General features: G+C 62.2%; 15 protein-coding genes. 5 read left to right on the top strand and 10 right to left on the bottom strand.

From position 1 onward, the window contains the following. Positions 1-17 precede the first annotated feature (17 nt). Positions 18-437 carry a hypothetical protein gene (locus JW929_02125; GenBank protein ID MBN1438182.1) on the bottom strand — a complete coding sequence of 140 codons (420 nt, stop codon included), beginning with the start codon at positions 435-437 and terminating at the stop codon, positions 18-20. Positions 438-692: 255 nt separating this feature from the next. Here JW929_02125 and JW929_02120 point away from each other — a divergent pair, with 255 nt between their 5' ends. Continuing rightward, positions 693-1,016 (top strand): hypothetical protein, encoded by a 324-nt coding sequence (locus tag JW929_02120; GenBank protein MBN1438181.1) that lies wholly within the window; start codon positions 693-695, stop codon positions 1,014-1,016. 460 nt (positions 1,017-1,476) lie between these two features. Here the strand turns inward: JW929_02120 and JW929_02115 are convergent, their stop codons facing one another. From JW929_02115 to JW929_02100, 4 genes are all read right to left on the bottom strand, one after another. After that, positions 1,477-1,821, bottom strand: coding sequence for an NUDIX domain-containing protein (locus tag JW929_02115; protein ID MBN1438180.1), 345 nt, complete (start codon positions 1,819-1,821; stop codon positions 1,477-1,479). Between the two features lie 38 nt (positions 1,822-1,859). Further along, positions 1,860-3,830 (bottom strand): GAF domain-containing protein, encoded by a 1,971-nt coding sequence (locus tag JW929_02110; GenBank protein ID MBN1438179.1) that lies wholly within the window; start codon positions 3,828-3,830, stop codon positions 1,860-1,862. 148 nt (positions 3,831-3,978) lie between these two features. After that, entirely contained in the window at positions 3,979-4,698 is a 720-nt protein-coding gene (locus JW929_02105; protein ID MBN1438178.1) for a response regulator transcription factor, read from the bottom strand. Further along, on the bottom strand, positions 4,670-6,271 hold the full coding sequence (locus JW929_02100; protein MBN1438177.1) for a response regulator: 1,602 nt from the start codon (positions 6,269-6,271) through the stop codon (positions 4,670-4,672). The genes JW929_02105 and JW929_02100 overlap by 29 nt, the downstream gene beginning before the upstream one ends. Positions 6,272-6,730: 459 nt before the next feature. Here JW929_02100 and JW929_02095 point away from each other — a divergent pair, with 459 nt between their 5' ends. Both JW929_02095 and csrA read left to right on the top strand, forming a co-directional pair. Then, the gene (locus JW929_02095; protein MBN1438176.1) at positions 6,731-7,891 is read left to right on the top strand and encodes a hypothetical protein; all 1,161 of its coding nucleotides are present in this window, start codon (positions 6,731-6,733) and stop codon (positions 7,889-7,891) included. A gap of 95 nt (positions 7,892-7,986) precedes the next feature. Continuing rightward, complete coding sequence (gene csrA, locus JW929_02090; protein MBN1438175.1) at positions 7,987-8,262, top strand: carbon storage regulator CsrA; 276 nt, start codon at positions 7,987-7,989, stop codon at positions 8,260-8,262. A gap of 37 nt (positions 8,263-8,299) precedes the next feature. Here csrA and JW929_02085 read toward each other — a convergent pair whose 3' ends face one another. Next, positions 8,300-8,620 (bottom strand): hypothetical protein, encoded by a 321-nt coding sequence (locus tag JW929_02085; GenBank protein MBN1438174.1) that lies wholly within the window; start codon positions 8,618-8,620, stop codon positions 8,300-8,302. Positions 8,621-8,926: 306 nt separating this feature from the next. Here JW929_02085 and JW929_02080 point away from each other — a divergent pair, with 306 nt between their 5' ends. Continuing rightward, the gene (locus JW929_02080) at positions 8,927-9,292 is read left to right on the top strand and encodes a response regulator (GenBank protein MBN1438173.1); all 366 of its coding nucleotides are present in this window, start codon (positions 8,927-8,929) and stop codon (positions 9,290-9,292) included. Here the strand turns inward: JW929_02080 and JW929_02075 are convergent. Continuing rightward, positions 9,289-11,640, bottom strand: a complete 2,352-nt coding sequence (locus JW929_02075; protein MBN1438172.1) for a GAF domain-containing protein — start codon at positions 11,638-11,640, stop codon at positions 9,289-9,291. The genes JW929_02080 and JW929_02075 overlap by 4 nt on opposite strands. 807 nt (positions 11,641-12,447) lie before the next feature. Here JW929_02075 and glmS point away from each other — a divergent pair. After that, positions 12,448-14,289, top strand: a complete 1,842-nt coding sequence (gene glmS, locus JW929_02070; protein MBN1438171.1) for a glutamine--fructose-6-phosphate transaminase (isomerizing) — start codon at positions 12,448-12,450, stop codon at positions 14,287-14,289. A gap of 57 nt (positions 14,290-14,346) precedes the next feature. On the opposite strand, the gene JW929_02065 is transcribed toward glmS, so the two are convergent. From JW929_02065 to JW929_02055, 3 genes are all read right to left on the bottom strand, one after another. Beyond that, the gene (locus JW929_02065; protein ID MBN1438170.1) at positions 14,347-14,832 is read right to left on the bottom strand and encodes a VOC family protein; all 486 of its coding nucleotides are present in this window, start codon (positions 14,830-14,832) and stop codon (positions 14,347-14,349) included. Positions 14,833-14,933: 101 nt separating this feature from the next. Beyond that, positions 14,934-15,755 carry an alpha/beta hydrolase gene (locus JW929_02060; protein MBN1438169.1) on the bottom strand — a complete coding sequence of 274 codons (822 nt, stop codon included), beginning with the start codon at positions 15,753-15,755 and terminating at the stop codon, positions 14,934-14,936. Positions 15,756-16,442: 687 nt separating this feature from the next. After that, positions 16,443-17,351, bottom strand: coding sequence for a site-specific DNA-methyltransferase (locus tag JW929_02055; protein MBN1438168.1), 909 nt, complete (start codon positions 17,349-17,351; stop codon positions 16,443-16,445). Between the last annotated feature and the right edge of the window lie 126 nt (positions 17,352-17,477).

The following is a 17,477-nucleotide window of genomic DNA, read 5'->3' as shown; positions in this document are numbered from 1 at the left end:
TTGATGATAACCATGAATTAATTCGGCCCGATCCAAACCGACGATTGCGATTTCATCGCCGGCCGGAGGATGACTCGGGGATCGTGCTCGAACCTCATCGGCCTCGACGAATCCGCGGGAGCGCCCGAGAGGATCAACTCACCGGATGGGTCTCGCGAAGAATAATTAACCGTCAATAAATTGTTCCCGTCCGCGGACCAGACGGGGTCGGTTCCGGTTCCCGATATCGGACACGGGGATAAAATCGCCGGCGGATTCTCCGAGCCGAGATTGGCGGCTGCGATGCACGTTCCCCATTCGGAAGACGATTGGATGCGGGAGAACGCGATGAACCTTTGGTCCGGAGACCACGCCGCTCTCCCGGCCGCATTTTCCGCGACGAACGTATGGATGCTGTTGCCGATATGCTTGAGGAAAAGGCGATCGTCTTCGGTCATGAAGGCGATATCCTGCCCGAGCGGAGAGCTTACCGGATTAAAAAAGGATTATCCTCCGTGGGCGAAAGCCGAACCGGATCCCCGGGAGTCGACCATATAAATTTTCGAAATATCCAGAAACCTTTCATATAGAATCCGATCCGCGTCTTCGCATGAATCGATATTGGATACGGATCCGCCGCGGCCGGAAATCACCTCTGGCGCGCTCCCGTCCGGATTAATCGCAAAGAGCCTGATTTCCGTAGCCTCGCCCCCATGCCCTTCCGGGACGGGGGGAGAGTCGGTTTCGGCGGCAAAAAAAATTTCTTGCCGCCGGGAGACCATGTCGCGTCCGTTATGATATTTTCAGAATGGAATATCTCATCTAAAATGGCTGGACAATTATCCTCCGGCGATTGGCATCCGATTTCAAGCTTGAAAACGCCGGAAGCGGTTAAGAGCAAGGTTCCTTTTGGAACGGATCTTTCCCGACAAAGCGGCAAAGCGGAGATGGAAGAAGCCGATTTCGTCGGCTTCGGCGTGCTGGAAGGCGTGAGCGTGTATGCGAAGGTGGGGGGTCGGCGGTTGCCGGGCGGTTGAACAGACCGGCGACCTCGTCGCCGTCGAAGTGACGGGGATCGTTGGAGAACCGGCGGCGGGCGTGCACGAGACGCCGGCGGGAAGCAAAAGAACAACCAGCAAGAAAAGCCGGGCGCGGTCGTATTCTGCGGAACGACGCTCCTGTCTTTGAGGCTTCATATCCGCCACCTCAAGCGGATCTCTTGAACATGGGAGTCCGTACTAGGAAATGATTTTTTCCGTCCGAATTAAATTGATCTTATGCCGAATCATTGAAAAACACACTTTCCTCCCCCTCAAGCACACATCCGCTCGTCCCATCGGGATGGGGTGACCGCCGGCGGCAAGGGGGAACGAACAATCGACTCCGCCAATCAACGGATCGTTGGAAAGCTGTTCATTCGGATTGAAGATGCCGTATAGGCGTTCCATCCCCGCGCACAAACCACTCCGCCAACTCCGCTTGCCGGGGAACGGTTTTCTATCCTTTCCACTCCGCGGCGGATAAAAAGGCAAACGCTTGCCCCTCGTGCAGAACCGCCTCCCGCAGCCCGTCCAAAATCAAATAAGAATACACGTAAGCGTTGACTTCGGGGTAAATCTCAAAAACTCCGAGGTAATCCAGTTGGGATGGGTCCAGTTCAACGGATAATTCTTCCTTCACTTCCCGAATCGCCGCCGCGCGGCGCGATTCGCCCGGTTCGATCCAGCCCCCGAATATCCCCCAGGAATTCGCCGTCGGCACGCCGGGGTCGTCATCCCGCAGTTGCCAGGCTATTCTCTTGGACGGATCCCGCAAAAGGATCAAGACCCCTGCTCTGTGCATGTCCTCGTTTTTCTCGGGTTGGCTCGCCGGTCGCGGGGTTACGGCACCGGCAGCGAAATCGTAAAGCGCGTGCCGCGGCCGGGGGTGCTCTCCACGAGGATCTGGCCGTTGTGCTGCCGGATGATCTGGTGGCAGACCGAAAGCCCGAGGCCCGTCCCCTGGCCCGGCAGTTTGGTGGTGAAAAAGGGCTCGAAGATCCGCGGCAGGACCTCGGGCGGGATGCCCTTGCCGGTGTCCTCGAAAATCACGTGCACTTCCTTTTCGCGCCGGCGGGTGGAGACCCAGATCTCGCCCGGCATGCCGTTCAGCGCGTCGAAGGCGTTCAGCATCAAGTTCAACCAGACCCCCTGCAGGTGGTCGCCGCTGGCCATCACCCGCGGCAGGTCCGGATCCGGATCGAACTTCAGGTCGATCGAGCGCGAGACCATTTCGTGCTGGACCAGCTCCAGGGTCCGCCGGACGGTCTCGTTGACGTCGGTGCGGTCGAAGCGGTATTGCTCCTTGCGCGCGAAATCGAGCAGGTTGCGCACCACCTGGGCCGCGCGGCTTCCGGCGACCAGGATCAGCTCCACCGATTCCTGCATATCGCTTTCGGGCGGCAACGAGCGCTGCATCAGCTGGGCGTTGGCGATCACCGCCGTGAGCGGGTTGTTGATCTCGTGCGCCACCCCCGCCGCCAGCTGGCCGACCGCGGCGAGTTTTTCGGATTGGGCGAGGTTCGCCTCGAGGTGCCGCCGTTCGGTCACGTCCTCTTCGAACAGAATCACTTGGACGACCTGGCCGGCTTCGTCGAGGATCGGGTAGGTGTGGATTTCCCACTCCTTCGTCTCGCCGCCGGAATCCTGAGTCCGCAAGCCGCGCTCGGCGCCCTTCCCGCTCTGGAAGGTCTCCGCCACCCGGCACTCGGGGCACGGGCTGATCCGCCCGAACAGCGCCTCGTAGCAGCAGCGCCCGACCAGCAGGTTGGGGCGCGAGCCGGCGCGGCGGGCGCGGCTGCGGTTGATCGCCCGCAGGGCGTAGGCGCGGTCCACGATGTAGAGCGAGGCGGGGAGATTGTCGAACAGCGCCCGCAGGGTGTTGCGCGAACCCAGCAGCTCCTCACGGTTGATTTTCAGGTCGAGGTTGATCCCCTTCATCTGCTGGATCAACCGCTTGTTGTAGAGCGCGTCGGCCGTCGCGGTGGCCAGCAGGCTGATCAGCTCCTGGTCGTAGGGGGTGAACGGGCCGCCGCGCTTGTTGAACACGTCCAGCAGGCCGATCGATTCGTCGCCCGAGCGGAGCGGGGCGCAGAGGTAGGAGCGCAGCTTCACCCCCAGCACCTGTTCCGCCTCGGCGGTCAAAGCCGGATCGATCGACCCTTCCTCGCTGCGCACCGGCTGACGGTTGTGCAGGCAGGCGGCCGCCGCGCCGCCTTCCATCGGCAGCACCTCTTTGCGGATCCACTCCGGCCCGTCGCCGAGGATTTTCCGCTCAAAGGTCCCTTCGCGTTCATCCACCAGCGCCAGGCAGCCGAACTCGCAATCCAATATCTGCCGGACCCCCGCCACCATCGCCTTTTGGATCTCGTCCAGCTCGAGGTCGGATGACAGGATCGAGGCGATCATGTGCAGGGACGCCAGCTCTTTGTCCGCCGCCTGCAGGGATTCGGTCGAGCGCGAGATGCGCAGAGTGCGGCCCGCGACGTGCGCCAGTTCGATCAATCGGTAATGGTCGGCAGTCGGGAAGGGGTCGCCGGCCATCAGCAAAACCCCCTGTTGCGACGAGCGGGCCATCAGCGGGATGGCGGCGGCAAGCTCCAATTTGGAATTGGGGGGGTCTTCCCGGCCCGTCTTGAGCACGCGGCCGACGACCGCGCGCAGGGGATGCTCCGGATCCGTCTGCAAGCCGCTCCACGCCGGAGGGACGTTCTTCGCCGCGATGTGGACGGGCCGCCCTTCCTCGCTGGATTGGACGACGATGGCGCCGGCCTCCCGCCGCATCGTCTGCAGGATGTATTCCAGAGATTCCATCGCCGCCGCCTGAAGCCTGTCGTTTTCCCCGGCCGGGGCCGCGGACGGGCGGAGTCCGCCCTTGCCTGCCGAATCTCCCAAGGCCGCCCGGTTCTTCGAGGCCGGAGCGGGCCGTTTTTTTTTCTTTGGGCTTCGCATGGCGTCGACCCTATGCGGGATCGGTGGTGATGGTGTATCCGTACCCGGGGACGGTGCGGATGAAGGTCGGAGTGCGCGGGTCCAGTTCGACCAGTTCGCGCAAGTTTTTCACGTGCACGCGGACCAGATCCGGGGAGCCGGTGTCGGTCGGGTAATCCCAGACTTCGTTCAGGAGGCGCATCGGCGAGTAGATCTGGCCCGGATGGCTCATCAGATGGTAGAGCAGATCGTACTGGACCGGCGTCAGGCGGACCTTGCCGCGGTGGGGGGTCTGCAGTTCGAAGGTCGCGGTGTCGAGGGCGTATTCCCCCACCTGCACGGCGTTTCCCGGCTGGGGGGCGGCGGCGGTCTGCCGTTGGGTGCGGCGCAGAATGGCGCGTACGCGCAAAATAAGTTCGTCGATGTTGAACGGTTTGCAGAGGTAGTCGTCGGCGCCGGCGTTGAAGCCGGTGATCTTGTCTTCGTCCTTGATTTTCGCCGTGAGGAACAGGACCGGGATCGCGGTGAGGACCGGATCGGCCCGGATTTCCCGGCAGACGGCGTATCCGTCCATCCCCGGCATGATCACGTCGAGGATGATCAGGTCCGGGCGGTTGCGGCGGGCCGCCTTCAGCCCTTCCACCCCGCTGGAAGCCAGATCGACCCGGAACTCCTCGCCCCGGAGGCTGCGTTCGATCGTCCGGGCGACAATGTCATCGTCTTCAATGACCAGGATGTTCGCCAGATCCATTGCCGACCTCCGTGGGTAGTTCCACCGCAACGATTGTACCGCAATCCGCCGAGCTCGTTGCCCGGATCTGCCCGCCGTGCTGGCGAACGATTTCCCGGCAGATGCTGAATTCCATCCCGTTGCCGCGGCCCGCCACGGCGCCGGTGAAGTGCGGCTCGAAAAGCGAATCGAGTTCCTCGGCCGGTATCGCCCGGCCGTCGTCCTCCACCTCCACCGTTACCGCCCCCTCCCCCCGGGCAGCGGAGCGGATGCGGATGCGGTGCGCCCGCCCGTCGGCGGCGGCGTCACGCGCAAGCAGCAGCAGGTTGACCCACAAATCCTCAAGCCGGGTCGGGTAGCCCCGGACCGCGGGCAGATCCTCCGCCAGGTCGATCTCCAATCCCCCCCCTCCGGCCTGGATCGGCGCCCCCACCATCCGCACCGCCTTCCGAATCGTTTCGTTGACCGAAACGCTTTCCAGCGTGTCGGGGTCGGCCCGCGAGAAATCCATCAGGTCCTGGACCGCCTGTTGGGCTTTCCAGCCGGCCTGTTCGATGATCGCCGCGCTTTCCCGGGCGGCGGAATCCTCCGCCAGACGGCGGCCGAGGAGCTGGGCTTCGGCGATGATCGCCGTCAGCGGGTTGTTGATCTGGTGTGCGACTCCGGAGGCAAGTTCGCCGATCGCCGTCAGCCGCGCACTTTCCACCAGGCTCGACTGCGCCGCCCGGATCTGCTCCTCGGCCCTCCGGCGCGCGGTGATGTCGCGGGTCACGTCGATGAATCCGAGCAGCGACCCGCCGCGGTATTCGTCGCGCAATTCCGTGATCCGCGATCCGATCCACAGGGTTTCCCCGCGGTTGGTCCGCACCGACCGCTCCACCTCGAGCGGGGCGTTGGAATCGGCCGAGACGGGGATCGGCGGCGGCGAGAAGATCCCGGCGTAGACCTCGTTCACCCCGCGCCCGATCATCTGCGACGCCGTCCAGCCGTACAGCCGCTCGGCCGCCGGATTCCAATAGGTGACGATGCCTTCGGCGTCCCAGACCACCACCGCGTCGCGGACGTTTTCCAGCAGCAGCGCCTGGTAATGGATTTTTTCCAGCGAGCGGACGCGCTCGATCTGATTGGCGTAGTTGCGCACCGCCTTGTTGATGATCACCGGAAGTTCGAACACGGTTTCCGGGCTCTTCACCAGGTAGTCGGTGGCTCCCTGCTGGATGGCTTGGGCGGCGACCCGCTCGTCGCCGCGCCCGGTGACGATGATCACCGGGAACTCCCGTTTTTGTTGCGCAAGGGTGCGCAGGGCGTCCAATCCCGATCCGTCCGGAAAGCTGTAATCCAGCAGCAGCGCGTCGTAGACGTTCTTTTCGAGCAGCGCCCACATTTCGCGCAGGTTGGCCGCCCGGTCCAGGGTGAAGTTTTCTGCAAATCCCAAGACATCGTTTACCAGCGAGGAATAATTGATGTCGTCATCCACCAACAGCACGCGGAATTTCGCCCGCAGCGGAGCCGCGCCGTCCTTGCCGCCGTACCGGCCCGGCTCCCGGCCCGCGGCGGCAAAGCGCGCGGCGGAGGATTCGATCTGAGGTGTCATGCATTCACCGGCGACTCGCGACATGCGTTTCGTCCGCGTTCGAGAGGGTGCAATGGGAATTCGCGCCCCGAGTGGTTCAGCCGATTTCAGGAAAGAAGAATAAATTCCGCAGGAATCGGCCGCAGCCGAAATGGCTGCGGTCCTTTCATCTTATTTTTCGCCATTCTTCCGAGCCATAAAATCACCATAAAGTCGCGGAATCCAACGGTCCTGCCGCCTTCCGCCGGCGGACCCCGGCCGGCATCCTGAGAGTCTGTGCGCCGCCGCACCGGTACGGAAGTCTCTGTTCCGCCGCCTTTTAACCGGGATTTCATCGCCTGTTCATCGGCCTTTTACGGTCCGTTCGGTTCTAGCCGGATATGCTGACAATATTCCAATTCGGAGGAACTCCATCCCGTCGGCGGAATTTTCGGCCCGTCGAATCTGTCCGGCGGGTTCGCCGGATTTCTATGGCTCGACATGGCTGTTTACCGGATGCCCGCAAGCGATAAACCGACCGCCGGGGGAAAGCGGATGATGCCGCGCGCCTTCCGCGCCAAGACGATGCCGGCGGCCCTGGCGGCCGTGGAAAAGGCGCTCGGGAACGAAGCGTTGATCGTCTCGATCCACCCGATTCCCGCCGGACCGGCTTGGCAGGTGTGGCGGCGGTCCGGCGTGGAGGTGGTGGCGATGCCGTCGGCAATGGAATCGCTGTATGCGGATTCCGAACCGCCCGAAGCGGAACAAAATCCGGTCCGGCCGGTCGGCGGTGGAATCCCGCCCCCGCCGGCCGCTTCCGATCCGACCGGCGGCGCCAATCCCGCGTCCGCGGCGCCGGCCGCCGGCGCGCCCCTGCCTCCCGCATTGGCCCACCTCGACAAGCGGTTGCGCGCCCAGGGTGTTGCTTCCGATTGGATCGCCCGGGTTGTGAAATCCGTGAAGGAAAACCCGGATGCCCGGATTCTCGGCGACGAAACCCTGACCCGCGAATTCGTCCGCCAGCAGATCCTCCGCGGCCTGCGGTCCGACTGCGGCGCCTGCCTGATGCACCGCAAGATTATCTTTCTCGTCGGATCCAACGGCTGCGGGAAGACCAGCGCCTGCGCCAAAATCGCGTCATATGCCATCAAATCGCTCGGCAAGCGGGTTCATTGGATCTCCTCCGACGCCACCCGCGCCGGGGCGATCGCCAAAGCCCAGGCTTTCACCGCCCCGCTCGGCATCCCGCTCCAGTTGGCATACCGGCCGGAAGAATTGCCCTCCTTGCTGCATCGGGATTCGGATTCCGATTTATTTCTGGTCGACACGCCCGGCAGCAATCCTTACCGCCCGGAGGAAATTCGCTTCCTGGATGCCTGCATTGCCGACATTCCGGACCGCCACATCCTGTGGGTGGTTCCAGCCACGGCAAAGGAGTCCGACCTTCAAGATATGTACACCGCCTTTTCCCACATGGGAATCGGCGGCGCGGTCGTCACCCGCCTGGACGAAACCCGCTCCTTCGGCGGCTTGTACAACGTTCTCAACCGCAGCCGGCTTCCGCTGGCTTTCCTCTCGCACGGCCCGCGGATCCACGGCGACCTGCACACCGGGGAGATTTCGATCCTCGCCAGCCTGCTCCTCGGTGAAAAAACCTTCTGATCGCCGCGCCGGACGGCCCCTCCTCCGCCGGAACCCCCGGCATGCCTTGATATATAATGAAGCCGAGGGAACCATGGGAGCAGGGGAGGTATGAAATGTTGGTGCTAACGCGGCGCACCGAAGAAAGCGTCGTCATCGGCGGGAACATCGTCGTTACGGTGCTCGGGGTCGATGGGGAGAAGGTGAAACTGGGCATCGACGCGCCCCGGGAAGTGGCGATTCTTCGCAGCGAACTGCTCGACGTCATCCAACAGCAGAACCGCCTGGCGGAAAAGCTGGCTTCCGTTCCGGAGCCGAACGCCTTGGAGGGGATGCGGGATCTGCTCGCCGAAGAACCGGGGAACGCGGAGGCTGCGCCGCCGGCTGATTAATCCGCCGCACGGATCATCCACCGCGGCGGAAGGAGGGTCAAGCCGGAAAACGCCGCTCCGCCTGCTCCCATGCCGCACGCAGGTCGGTCAAAGTCTGGACCGCCGCGTCGAACTCGTCCGCCCGAATCCGCTTCACGCACCAATCGTAGAACTTCAGCACATCCGCGGAATCCTCGGGGCCGACCGCGCGCATTAATTCGCGCAGGAGCAAAATGGCCTTTTCCGATTTCTCCGCCTCGCCCTTGCGGCAGGCCCGGATCGCCAAATCGTACGTCCTGCCGACCAATTCGTGCGGCGTCGCCGGACGTGCGCCGCGGCGGCCGTTTTTCCAGAGGGCGGATTTCATTCTGCCTGCCACCGAGCTTCCTCCGATCGCTTGTCCGGAATCTGTTCCAGTATGCCAAAAAGCGAAAGCGGTGGAAATAAAGCGGCGGTTAATGCGCGGCTCCGTCAACCGCGCCGGCAATTTCCCCGAGCTTCGGCCGCTTCCTGCCGGGGGCGCGCGGCTCCGCGCCTCGGCCGGATTCTTGCCGCGCTCGCAGAAGGCGAGTCTTGCGGCCGGGGATTTTCAGGGATGCGGTAAAATCACAGACGGGATAACGGAGTTGTATCGGCGGCTCCCCGTCCGCGGGGATGCAAGGCTCTGCCTGGATGGAGGGATCGGATGCCGAAAATTCTAATCGCCGACGACGCCGAGTTTTTCCGGGTGCAGACGATCCGGATCCTTGCCGTTGAAGGGTTTACCGTCCTGGAGGCCGACAACGGCGTAAAAGCCGTGGAACTTTTCCAGGCCGAACAGCCCGACGTGGTATTGCTGGATCTCAACATGCCGGAAAAGGACGGCCTGGCGGCGCTAAAGGAAATTTTGGCCGCCAAACCGGACGCCAAGGTAATAATGCTGGCCTCCCTGGGGCAGGAGGCGCATGTGCTCCAGGCCATCCGCGCCGGCGCGAAGGATTACATCGTCAAGCCCGCCGACAAGGAACGGATTATCAGCGCCGTTCAAAAAATTATGGGAATCGCGCTCTAGTTGCTCTGATCGGGGGAGCCGCCCGCGGGGCCGTCCTGGTCCAACACCTTCATAAACAATAACATTGCCTGGGGGTCGAAATGCTTCCCGGATTGCTCCTGGAGGTATTGGCGCACTTTTTCGTCCGGCCACGCCTTCCGGTAAGGCCTTTCCGACCGCAGGGCGTCCCAGACGTCCACCACCGCGAACAACCGGGCCGCCAGCGGGATGGCCTCCGCCACCAATCCGCGCGGATACCCCGTGCCGTCCCACTTTTCATGGTGGCAATAGGGGATCGGCAGCGCCGGACGAAGGTAGTTGACCATCGAAAGCAGTTCGTAGGCATACTCCGGATGGCGGCGCATAACAACCCACTCCTCGTCCGTGAGCGGCCCCGGCTTGAGCAGGATATTGTCGGGAATGCCCATCTTGCCGATGTCGTGCAGCAGCGCCCCGCGCCGCATGTGGACCAGCTCATCCTCCCCCACGCCCATCATCCGCGCCAGCCGCAGGGTCATGTCGGTCACGCGCTGCGTGTGGCCTTCGGTCTCGCGGTCGCGCATGTCCAGCGCCCGGGACCAGCCCTCGATGGTGGCGTCGTAAGCCATCGCCAGCTCCAAATTGGAGCGCTGCAAACCCTCGAATAAACCGGCGTTGTCGATCGCGATCGCCGCCTGCACCGCCAGGGTGTCGAGGAACTCCAGCCATTCGTTGTCGGGCTCCAGCGGGGCGCGGTGGAAAATCTCCAACACCCCCTTCACCTGCCCCTTGGCCACCAGCGGCGCCGCGAAGTAGGATACGAATCCTTCGTCGGTCAGCAGCGGCGCTCGCCGGTATCCTTCTGAGGATTTCGTCAGGTCCGGAATGCTGATCATCCGCCGCTCGAGCGCCGCGCGTCCGGCCACGCCTTCGCCCAGCCTCAGCTTGGAGTGGTGCAGCGCCTGGGTGTGAAACCCCCTGCCGGCGGTGAACTGCAGGATCTGCGTTCGCGGATCCAGAAGCAGAACCGACGCGGCATGGATTCCCAGGCGGATGGTCACCTGGTCGAGAAAGAAATTCAGCGTGACCCGCAGGTCCAAACTGGAGGTGATCGCCATGTCGATCGCCCGCAGGGCGGTGATGTGCTGCAGCCGGCGTTGGGTTTGTTCGTGGAGCGCCGCCCGCCGCAGGGCGTTGGCCGCGATATCCGCAGCCGCCGAAAGGATCCGCAGTTCTCCGTCGCTGACTTCGGCGTTGCATCCCGCCCACAGCACCCCGATCGTCTGTCCCTGGGAGATCATCGGCACGCAAACCACGTCCGCCAGGCCGTTCATCATCCCGCGGGCGTCGCGCACCGGCTGGGCGATCCCGCCGTCGTCCGCCATCGCGTGGCTGATCCGTTTTCCGGTCCGGTCGGCCCAGACCCCGATCGCCAATTCGACGATCATGTCGTCGTTGGCGGCATCCTTCATCGCCAGGGCGACTCCGTCGGCTTTGAGCAAATCCCGGAGTTGCTGCAACAGAATGGGGTAAATGTCGCTGCGGGTCGGCGCGGAACGCATCGCATTGGCTACCGAGGTGATCGCTTTCAGTTCCCGCTCGCGCTGCTCCCTTTCGGTGACGTCGCGGATGATCCCCTCCACCGTCTCCGGATCGTCCGCCCCCTCCCGCACCAGCGCCACGCGCTGTTCCAGCCAGGCCGTGGTCCCGTCTTTGCGCAGAAACCGGATCTTCGGCCCGTATTCCAGCAGCGCTGTCCCGGTCGGGTCCTCCCTGGCGGGTTGCGGGGCTTCCTGCCCGTTAACCGAAACCCGCGCCCCCCACAACCGCGGATCGGCGTAGAACTCCTCCGGGGAAAAACCGGTGATCGATCGCACCGAGGGATTGACGTACAGGAACTGCGGCTCGCCCCCCCTCCGGTAGCGGAGGACGATATCCTGGGCGTTCTCCATCAGCCGCAGGAGCTGCGCTTCGCTCGCGTGCAGCGCAAGTTCCGTCCGATGCCAGTCGGCTTTCGCCTCCTGCTCCCGGATCGCGCGGTCCACGGCCGCGCCCAGCCGCGCCAGCCGGTCCTTCAGCAGGTAATCGGCGGCCCCTTGGCGGATGCATTCCACCGCCGTCTCATCGCTGAGGATTCCGCTGATGACGATGCAGGGGATGTCGAGCGACCGGTCGCGGAGGATCTCCAAGCCGCGCAGGGCGTTGAATTCGGGCAGGCGGAAATCCATGAGGATGATTTGCGGCAGTGCGCCCAGGGCGGCCAGAAAATGCTCCTCGTCCTCCACCCGGGTGGCCGAAAGCTCATAACCGGAGTTGCGCAGTTCCCGCATCAGCAATTCTGCGTCGTCCGGGGAATCTTCCACGATCAACAGCTTTAGAGGAACAGACATAAAAACCCCGCCCCCTCGTTTGGCGCCCCCGGGGGAGAAGGAAGTCCGGAATTATTGCAATGCAATTAATCAAGCATAAATGTAACCTCCCCTCTCCGGGAACACCGTAAGAACAAGGTAAAAAACTCTAAAAAACAAGGAAAGCTGGAAAACGCAAGAAAATCCCCTCTTCAGCCGGTCTGGCAATTCTTGCATTGGCTTGCCCGCGCGGATTGAGAAGGCTTCCTCCAGGAATGTCGCTTCCGGAGACTTTCACCGGCAAGGCGCGGAAAAGCCTCGGACAAGAGCCCGGCGGGCGGCGATAAGTCGTGCCTCCCGCGGCGCCCCGCAAATAATCCGCGCCTTTTCCAGGCGGATCGGCGGCCAATGCCGGATTTCGAGATCCCTTCCATGGTAGAATTTTGAATACCCAAAGGAAAGGAGGCGGCTCTTTCGGGAAGAATGGCGCATGGACCGGCGATCCGCCGGTTGACGAGGTGAGGGCTCCCGGCCCCGAAGCCGGGCTAATCCCGCGCGGTATGCACGGGAGAAAATCGAAGGATCAGCGGATACCCTCCGGGCGGGCCACGCCCGACTTCTTCCCCAAGACGGCAGGACCTTTCCTGCCAATCCGCCGGCGGAAACCTCCCGGGCAACCGGGAAACACAATCCCGGCGATGTGGCGGAACCATCATCCGAAACCCATTTCCTCCGCCGGCGCAGATCCGCCGCACCGGTGGACCGTTGCATGGGATGGCGCGAGCCTGCGCCGTATTGATATCCCGGATGCCTGCGGAGGAATTTCGTTTTTTTTGGAGATGTCTGCGTATGTGTGGAATCGTCGCTTACATCGGCCCGCGAGACGCCGCGCCGATCCTCCTGGATGGCCTGAAGCGTTTGGAGTACCGCGGGTACGATTCGGCCGGCATTGCGGTCCTGCAGGATGGAAAGATCGCCCTGCGGCGAAAAGCCGGAAAACTCTCCAACCTAATCCGCGCGGTCGAAGCCCAGCCGGTCCGGGGCGAGGCCGGCATCGGCCATACGCGCTGGGCGACTCACGGCGAGCCCAGCGACCGCAACGCCCACCCCCACGCCAGCGCCTCGGGCGAGATCGTGGTGGTGCACAACGGAATCGTCGAAAACTATCTCGAGCTTAAGGAAGAGCTGGCCGCCGCGGGGGCGCGCTTCCGCTCCGACACCGACACCGAGGTGATCGCCCAACTGATCGAATCCTGCGCCGACGGCGGCGCGCCGCTCTTCGACGCGGTGCGCCAGGCGGTCTCACGCTTGCGCGGCGCCCACGGGATCGTGGCGATCTCCTCCCGCGAACCGGACCGGATCGTGGCCGCGCGCCTCGGCAACGCCGGCGGGGTGGTTCTCGGAGTGGGCGAAGGCGAAATGTTCGTCGCCTCCGATATGCCGGCGCTCCTGGACCACACCCGGAGGATGGCGTTCTTGGATTCCGGACAGATCGCACTCGTCACCCGCGGCGGTTTTTCCGTCCGGAATCTGGAGGGTCGTCCGGTCGACTTGCCCGTCCAAACCGTCGACTGGGACGCCGCGGCCGCCGAAAAGGGGAATTACCCGCACTTCATGCTCAAGGAAATCCACGAGCAAGTCCGCTCGCTGGGGGATACGATGGCCGGGCGGGTGGATTTCGAACGGGGCGACGTTTTTCTGCCGACTCTGAACCTGACCCCGGCCCGCGCCCGCTCCATCCGGAGGGTGGTGCTCACCGCCTGCGGGACGGCCGCCTACGCCGGGATGGTCGGCCGGATCCTGATCGAGCGCTTGGCCCGCATCCCGGCCGAGGCGGAGACCGCCTCGGAATTCCGCTACCGCGATCCGTTGATCGACAAGCACACGCTGGTGATCGCCATTTCGCAATCCGGCGAGACGGCGGACACGCTCGCCGCGATGGAAGAGGCGCGGCGCAAGGGGGCGTTGCTGTGGAGCATCGTCAACGTCGTCGGATCGCAGGCGATGCGCATCGCCGACGGGTACCTATCCATGCAGACCGGTCCGGAGATCGGCGTGGCGTCCACCAAGGCCTTCACCGCCCCGCTGGTGGATCTTTACCTCACGGCGATCCTCCTCGGCCGGCTGCGCGGGGTCCTTCCGGAGGAGGATGCCAAACGGCGGGTGGCCGAACTGCGCCTCCTGCCCGGCCGGGCCGGCGAGTGCCTGGCGCGGGAGCACGAGGTCGCCCGGGTTGCCGATGCGCTGAAAGGCATCACCCACTGCCTCTACCTCGGGCGCGGCGGCAACATGCCGATCGCCTACGAAGGCGCGTTAAAGATGAAGGAAATTTCCTACATCCATGCCGAAGCGTATCCGGCGGGGGAGATGAAGCACGGGCCGATTGCGCTGGTGGACAAATCCATGCCGGTGGTCGCGCTCGCCCCGCGCGATCCGTGGTACGAGAAGATGATCAGCCAGGTGGAGCAGACCCGGGCCCGCGGCGGGACCGTGATCGCGGTCTGCACCGACGGCGACGACCGCATCCCCCGCCTGGCGGATTACACGCTCCCGATTCCCGAGATCTCGTGGATGCTCAGCCCGGTGCTGACGGTCATCCCGCTCCAACTGCTGGCCTACCACACCGCGGTCCTGCGCGGCTGCGACATCGACCAGCCCCGCAACTTGGCCAAGAGCGTCACGGTGGAGTGACCGCTCCCCGGAACCCCTCCCGGCCCGCCGCGGAAAGTTGCCGGGCGCACATGAAAATCATCCCCCGAGCATCTCATGGATTTGCTTCAGCGGAAGCGAACTCTTGCGCGCGATCTGCTCCGCGGTCATTCCTTCGGCGCGCATCCGGCGCGCCATGGCATCCAGCGCTTCGCCGATTTCGATCAAGTGCCGGTCCGGATCGAAGAACCGCGTCGTCCGCTGGCCCCAGGGTTCCTCGTGCAACTCGTGCAGGAAATCCATCCCGGCCGATTTCACGCGCGTAAACGCCGCCCCGATGTCCCCGGTTTCGAAATACAGTTCAAACAAGTTGGCACGCGGAGTAGCGAGCGGGTTGGAGCCCAGCCGGGCCGGGATGATGTGCCGCGGATCGACCTGCCACAGCGTGAGGCCGCCTTTCAACCCGACGTTCGTTCCGAAATCCAGGTCGATCTCCATTCCCATCACCTCGGTGTAGAAGCGCTTGGCCGCCTCGATATCGCGCACGAAGATCACCGCCGAATGGTACCTCGATCCGTCCGACATGGGTTTTCTCCTTGGCTTCATTCGAAACGATTACCTTCCCGGAGAGTCCTCAAGGAACCACGGTCCATGGCCAAGGACCAGGTTCTTCGACCGTCGACGGCCTACTTCCAATCCCGCTCCACCCGGTCCAGCCACTCCGCCGCCAGCGCCTCAAACAATTCCGGCTGTTCGATCTGGGCGTTGTGCCCGGCGCGGTCGAGCACCGCGCAGGCGGCGCGCGGGTAGCGCGGGATCATGCCCAGCGAATCCTCGTAGCCGACGATGCTGTCCTGCCGCCCGGCGACGATCAGGACCGGCTTGTCGAAGGCGGCGCGGTCGAGCGCGGCTTCGTCCGCGAACGCGTACCCCTTCCAAAGGCGGTCCAAAAAAGCCCGGTCGGCCGCCGCCAGCCCGGGGAGGACGTCGCGCCTCATCTTCTCCCAGGTGGCGTCCGTTTGGATCACGGCCATCGGTTCGAATTCGGCCCGCTCAGCCGGCGTCAGCCGCTCCAGCAATTCTGCGTCCCTTTCCAACACCACGCGCCGCGGAACCCTGCGCCGGGCCGGGTCGGCGTGTACCAGCGGGCAAAGCAGCAGCAACCCCTCGATCCGCTCCGGATACCGCGCGGCCAGCCCCTGCGCCAGGTAGGCGCCGTAGGATTCCCCCGCCACGCAATATTTCTCGAGCGGGATGACCTGGTCTACGAACCAACGCACGACGTCGAACATCCGATCCGTGTCCGCGAGCCAGTCCGGCGCGGGGGTCCGGCCCATGCCGGGCAGGTCGAAGTAGATCCGCCGCCAGCCCTCGCGGCGCTCGAACACCGGTTCCATGCATCCGAGCATCAGCCGATGGTCCGGGCTGAAGCCGTGGATCATCAGGATCGGCCGACCGGAACCGCGGACGTCGTAATAGATCGGAATGTCGGCGACGTTGCTGATCATGGTTTCCAACCTCCTGGAAAAAAACCGGGCCGAGAATACTGGGACAGCAAAAGCGGGAGTTCACCCCCATCTTGGTGTGCCTGTTCCCGAAACCGACTCGGCATATGTTCTGGCGCCCTCATCACAGGCAGTCCGGTTTCGGTTTTCCTCCGCGAGTATTTCATGAAGAACAATAAAACAGCAATCCAGGTTCCTTTGCAATCCATACGGCTAATTCGGCCCCGAAAACGGGAAGTATGTCGTCGCCCGGCCGGATACACCCACCCCGTGATTCCGCCACCTGGCCGGAGGACGCTTCGGCGGGATCATCTCCAACACCTCACAAGTTTTCGACAAGAAGCTTTAGGCATGCATTTTTGGGCTGTCGCGGCTGAAAATATTGGCAAGGAGAAAACCGCAATCGATGTTGATAAAAAATTATTGGTATCTACTCAGCCTCCCCCTCATCCGCCCTTCGGGCACCTTCTCCCAGCCCAACGTCTGCGGATGAAGATATGCGGTTGTTCACAGCCCTCCAGCCTAAGCGATGGGCTGGGAGAAGTTATCCCGGAACGCATGTCCCGCGCTCCGTTCGGGACAGTGACGGGAGGATGGGATGAGGGGGGAATAATTGGGCGATGTTTTTGGCCATTTTTCCAATACCTGCATCAGGCTGAGTAGATACAATGATTGAGGAATTGCTCGTGATTACGCTCTTTGCGTTTCAGGAATTCCTATTTGTTGCAACCCTTCCACCGCATCATGTTTCAGCAAACAATCCTGATCCAAGCAGATGATTTCCGGATCAAATTTTGATAGCCGCGCAATCATAACTTTAATTGCTTCAATATTATTGTCTACCAAAATGAAACTCCTTCCATTCCTTCCTGCGGCCTCCCCCAAAGTCCCGCTTCCGGCAAAAAAATCCAGCAATACATCATTCGGATTTGAATGAACCTTCACGATCCTTTCAAGAATGGCCAGAGGCTTCTGGGTAGCATAGCCCGTTCGTTCCTTTCCATTTGTGGAAACAATGGTGTTCCACCAAACATCCGTGGGAGTCTTGCCCCGCAAGGCTTTTTCTTCACCGACCAACCCCGGGGCCATATAGGGGATTCTGTCGATTTGATCATAATTAAAAGTATACCTTCCCGGATCTTTTGCGTACCAAAAAATGGTGTCGTGCTTTGTCGGCCATCGATTTTTCGATCTGGCCCCATAATCGTACGCCCAAATGATCTCATTCAGGAAAGATTCTCTGCCGAATATGGAATCCAACAATAGTTTACAATAATGAGATTCCCGATAATCGATGTGGAAAAATAAACTGCCGTTATCGGATAGTATTCTATATGCTTCTGTTAACCTAGGTTCGAGGAAACCCATGTAATCGTCATACCGATCTTCATATCCCGTATTCATTACTGCAATTGTCCTATATCTTTTCCCGGCAAAGCCTAATCGATCGCCGTTATTTTCATCGGGAATCGTTTTTATCCTGGTATGCGATTGTTTTTTTCCCGTATTAAACGGGGGGTCAATGTATATCAGATTAACACTATCCGATTCGAGGCCGCAAAGGTAATTCAAGTTGTCGCCCCAAACAATCCTTCGCATCTTCCCTCCGAAATAAAAATTTTTTTCAGTATATCATAGATGACTCCACTGCAAAAACCAGTTTTTCAAAATGTTGATTTAATATCTTGATGCTCATTAAAATGTGCTTCTTACGCTACACCAAAT

The organism is Anaerolineales bacterium, assembly GCA_016928575.1.
GTDB lineage: Bacteria > Chloroflexota > Anaerolineae > Anaerolineales > RBG-16-64-43 > JAFGKK01.
Note: the sequence above shows the minus strand (reverse complement) of the source record. Positions and strands in the feature narration are given on the sequence as shown.

Bases quoted from the DNA above. Each gene is read 5' to 3' on its own strand.
- glmS (MBN1438171.1), top strand. From the start codon at position 12,448: ATGTGTGGAATCGTCGCTTACATCGGCCCGCGAGACGCCGCGCCGATC.
- JW929_02105 (MBN1438178.1), bottom strand. From the start codon at position 4,698: ATGGATCTGGCGAACATCCTGGTCATTGAAGACGATGACATTGTCGCC.
- JW929_02110 (MBN1438179.1), bottom strand. From the start codon at position 3,830: ATGGAATCTCTGGAATACATCCTGCAGACGATGCGGCGGGAGGCCGGC.
- JW929_02075 (MBN1438172.1), bottom strand. From the start codon at position 11,640: ATGTCTGTTCCTCTAAAGCTGTTGATCGTGGAAGATTCCCCGGACGAC.
- JW929_02125 (MBN1438182.1), bottom strand. From the start codon at position 437: ATGACCGAAGACGATCGCCTTTTCCTCAAGCATATCGGCAACAGCATC.
- JW929_02060 (MBN1438169.1), bottom strand. From the start codon at position 15,755: ATGATCAGCAACGTCGCCGACATTCCGATCTATTACGACGTCCGCGGT.
- JW929_02080 (MBN1438173.1), top strand. From the start codon at position 8,927: ATGCCGAAAATTCTAATCGCCGACGACGCCGAGTTTTTCCGGGTGCAG.
- JW929_02055 (MBN1438168.1), bottom strand. From the start codon at position 17,351: ATGCGAAGGATTGTTTGGGGCGACAACTTGAATTACCTTTGCGGCCTC.
- JW929_02100 (MBN1438177.1), bottom strand. From the start codon at position 6,271: ATGACACCTCAGATCGAATCCTCCGCCGCGCGCTTTGCCGCCGCGGGC.
- JW929_02095 (MBN1438176.1), top strand. From the start codon at position 6,731: ATGGCTGTTTACCGGATGCCCGCAAGCGATAAACCGACCGCCGGGGGA.
- JW929_02115 (MBN1438180.1), bottom strand. From the start codon at position 1,821: ATGCACAGAGCAGGGGTCTTGATCCTTTTGCGGGATCCGTCCAAGAGA.
- JW929_02065 (MBN1438170.1), bottom strand. From the start codon at position 14,832: ATGTCGGACGGATCGAGGTACCATTCGGCGGTGATCTTCGTGCGCGAT.
- JW929_02120 (MBN1438181.1), top strand. From the start codon at position 693: ATGCCCTTCCGGGACGGGGGGAGAGTCGGTTTCGGCGGCAAAAAAAAT.
- csrA (MBN1438175.1), top strand. From the start codon at position 7,987: ATGTTGGTGCTAACGCGGCGCACCGAAGAAAGCGTCGTCATCGGCGGG.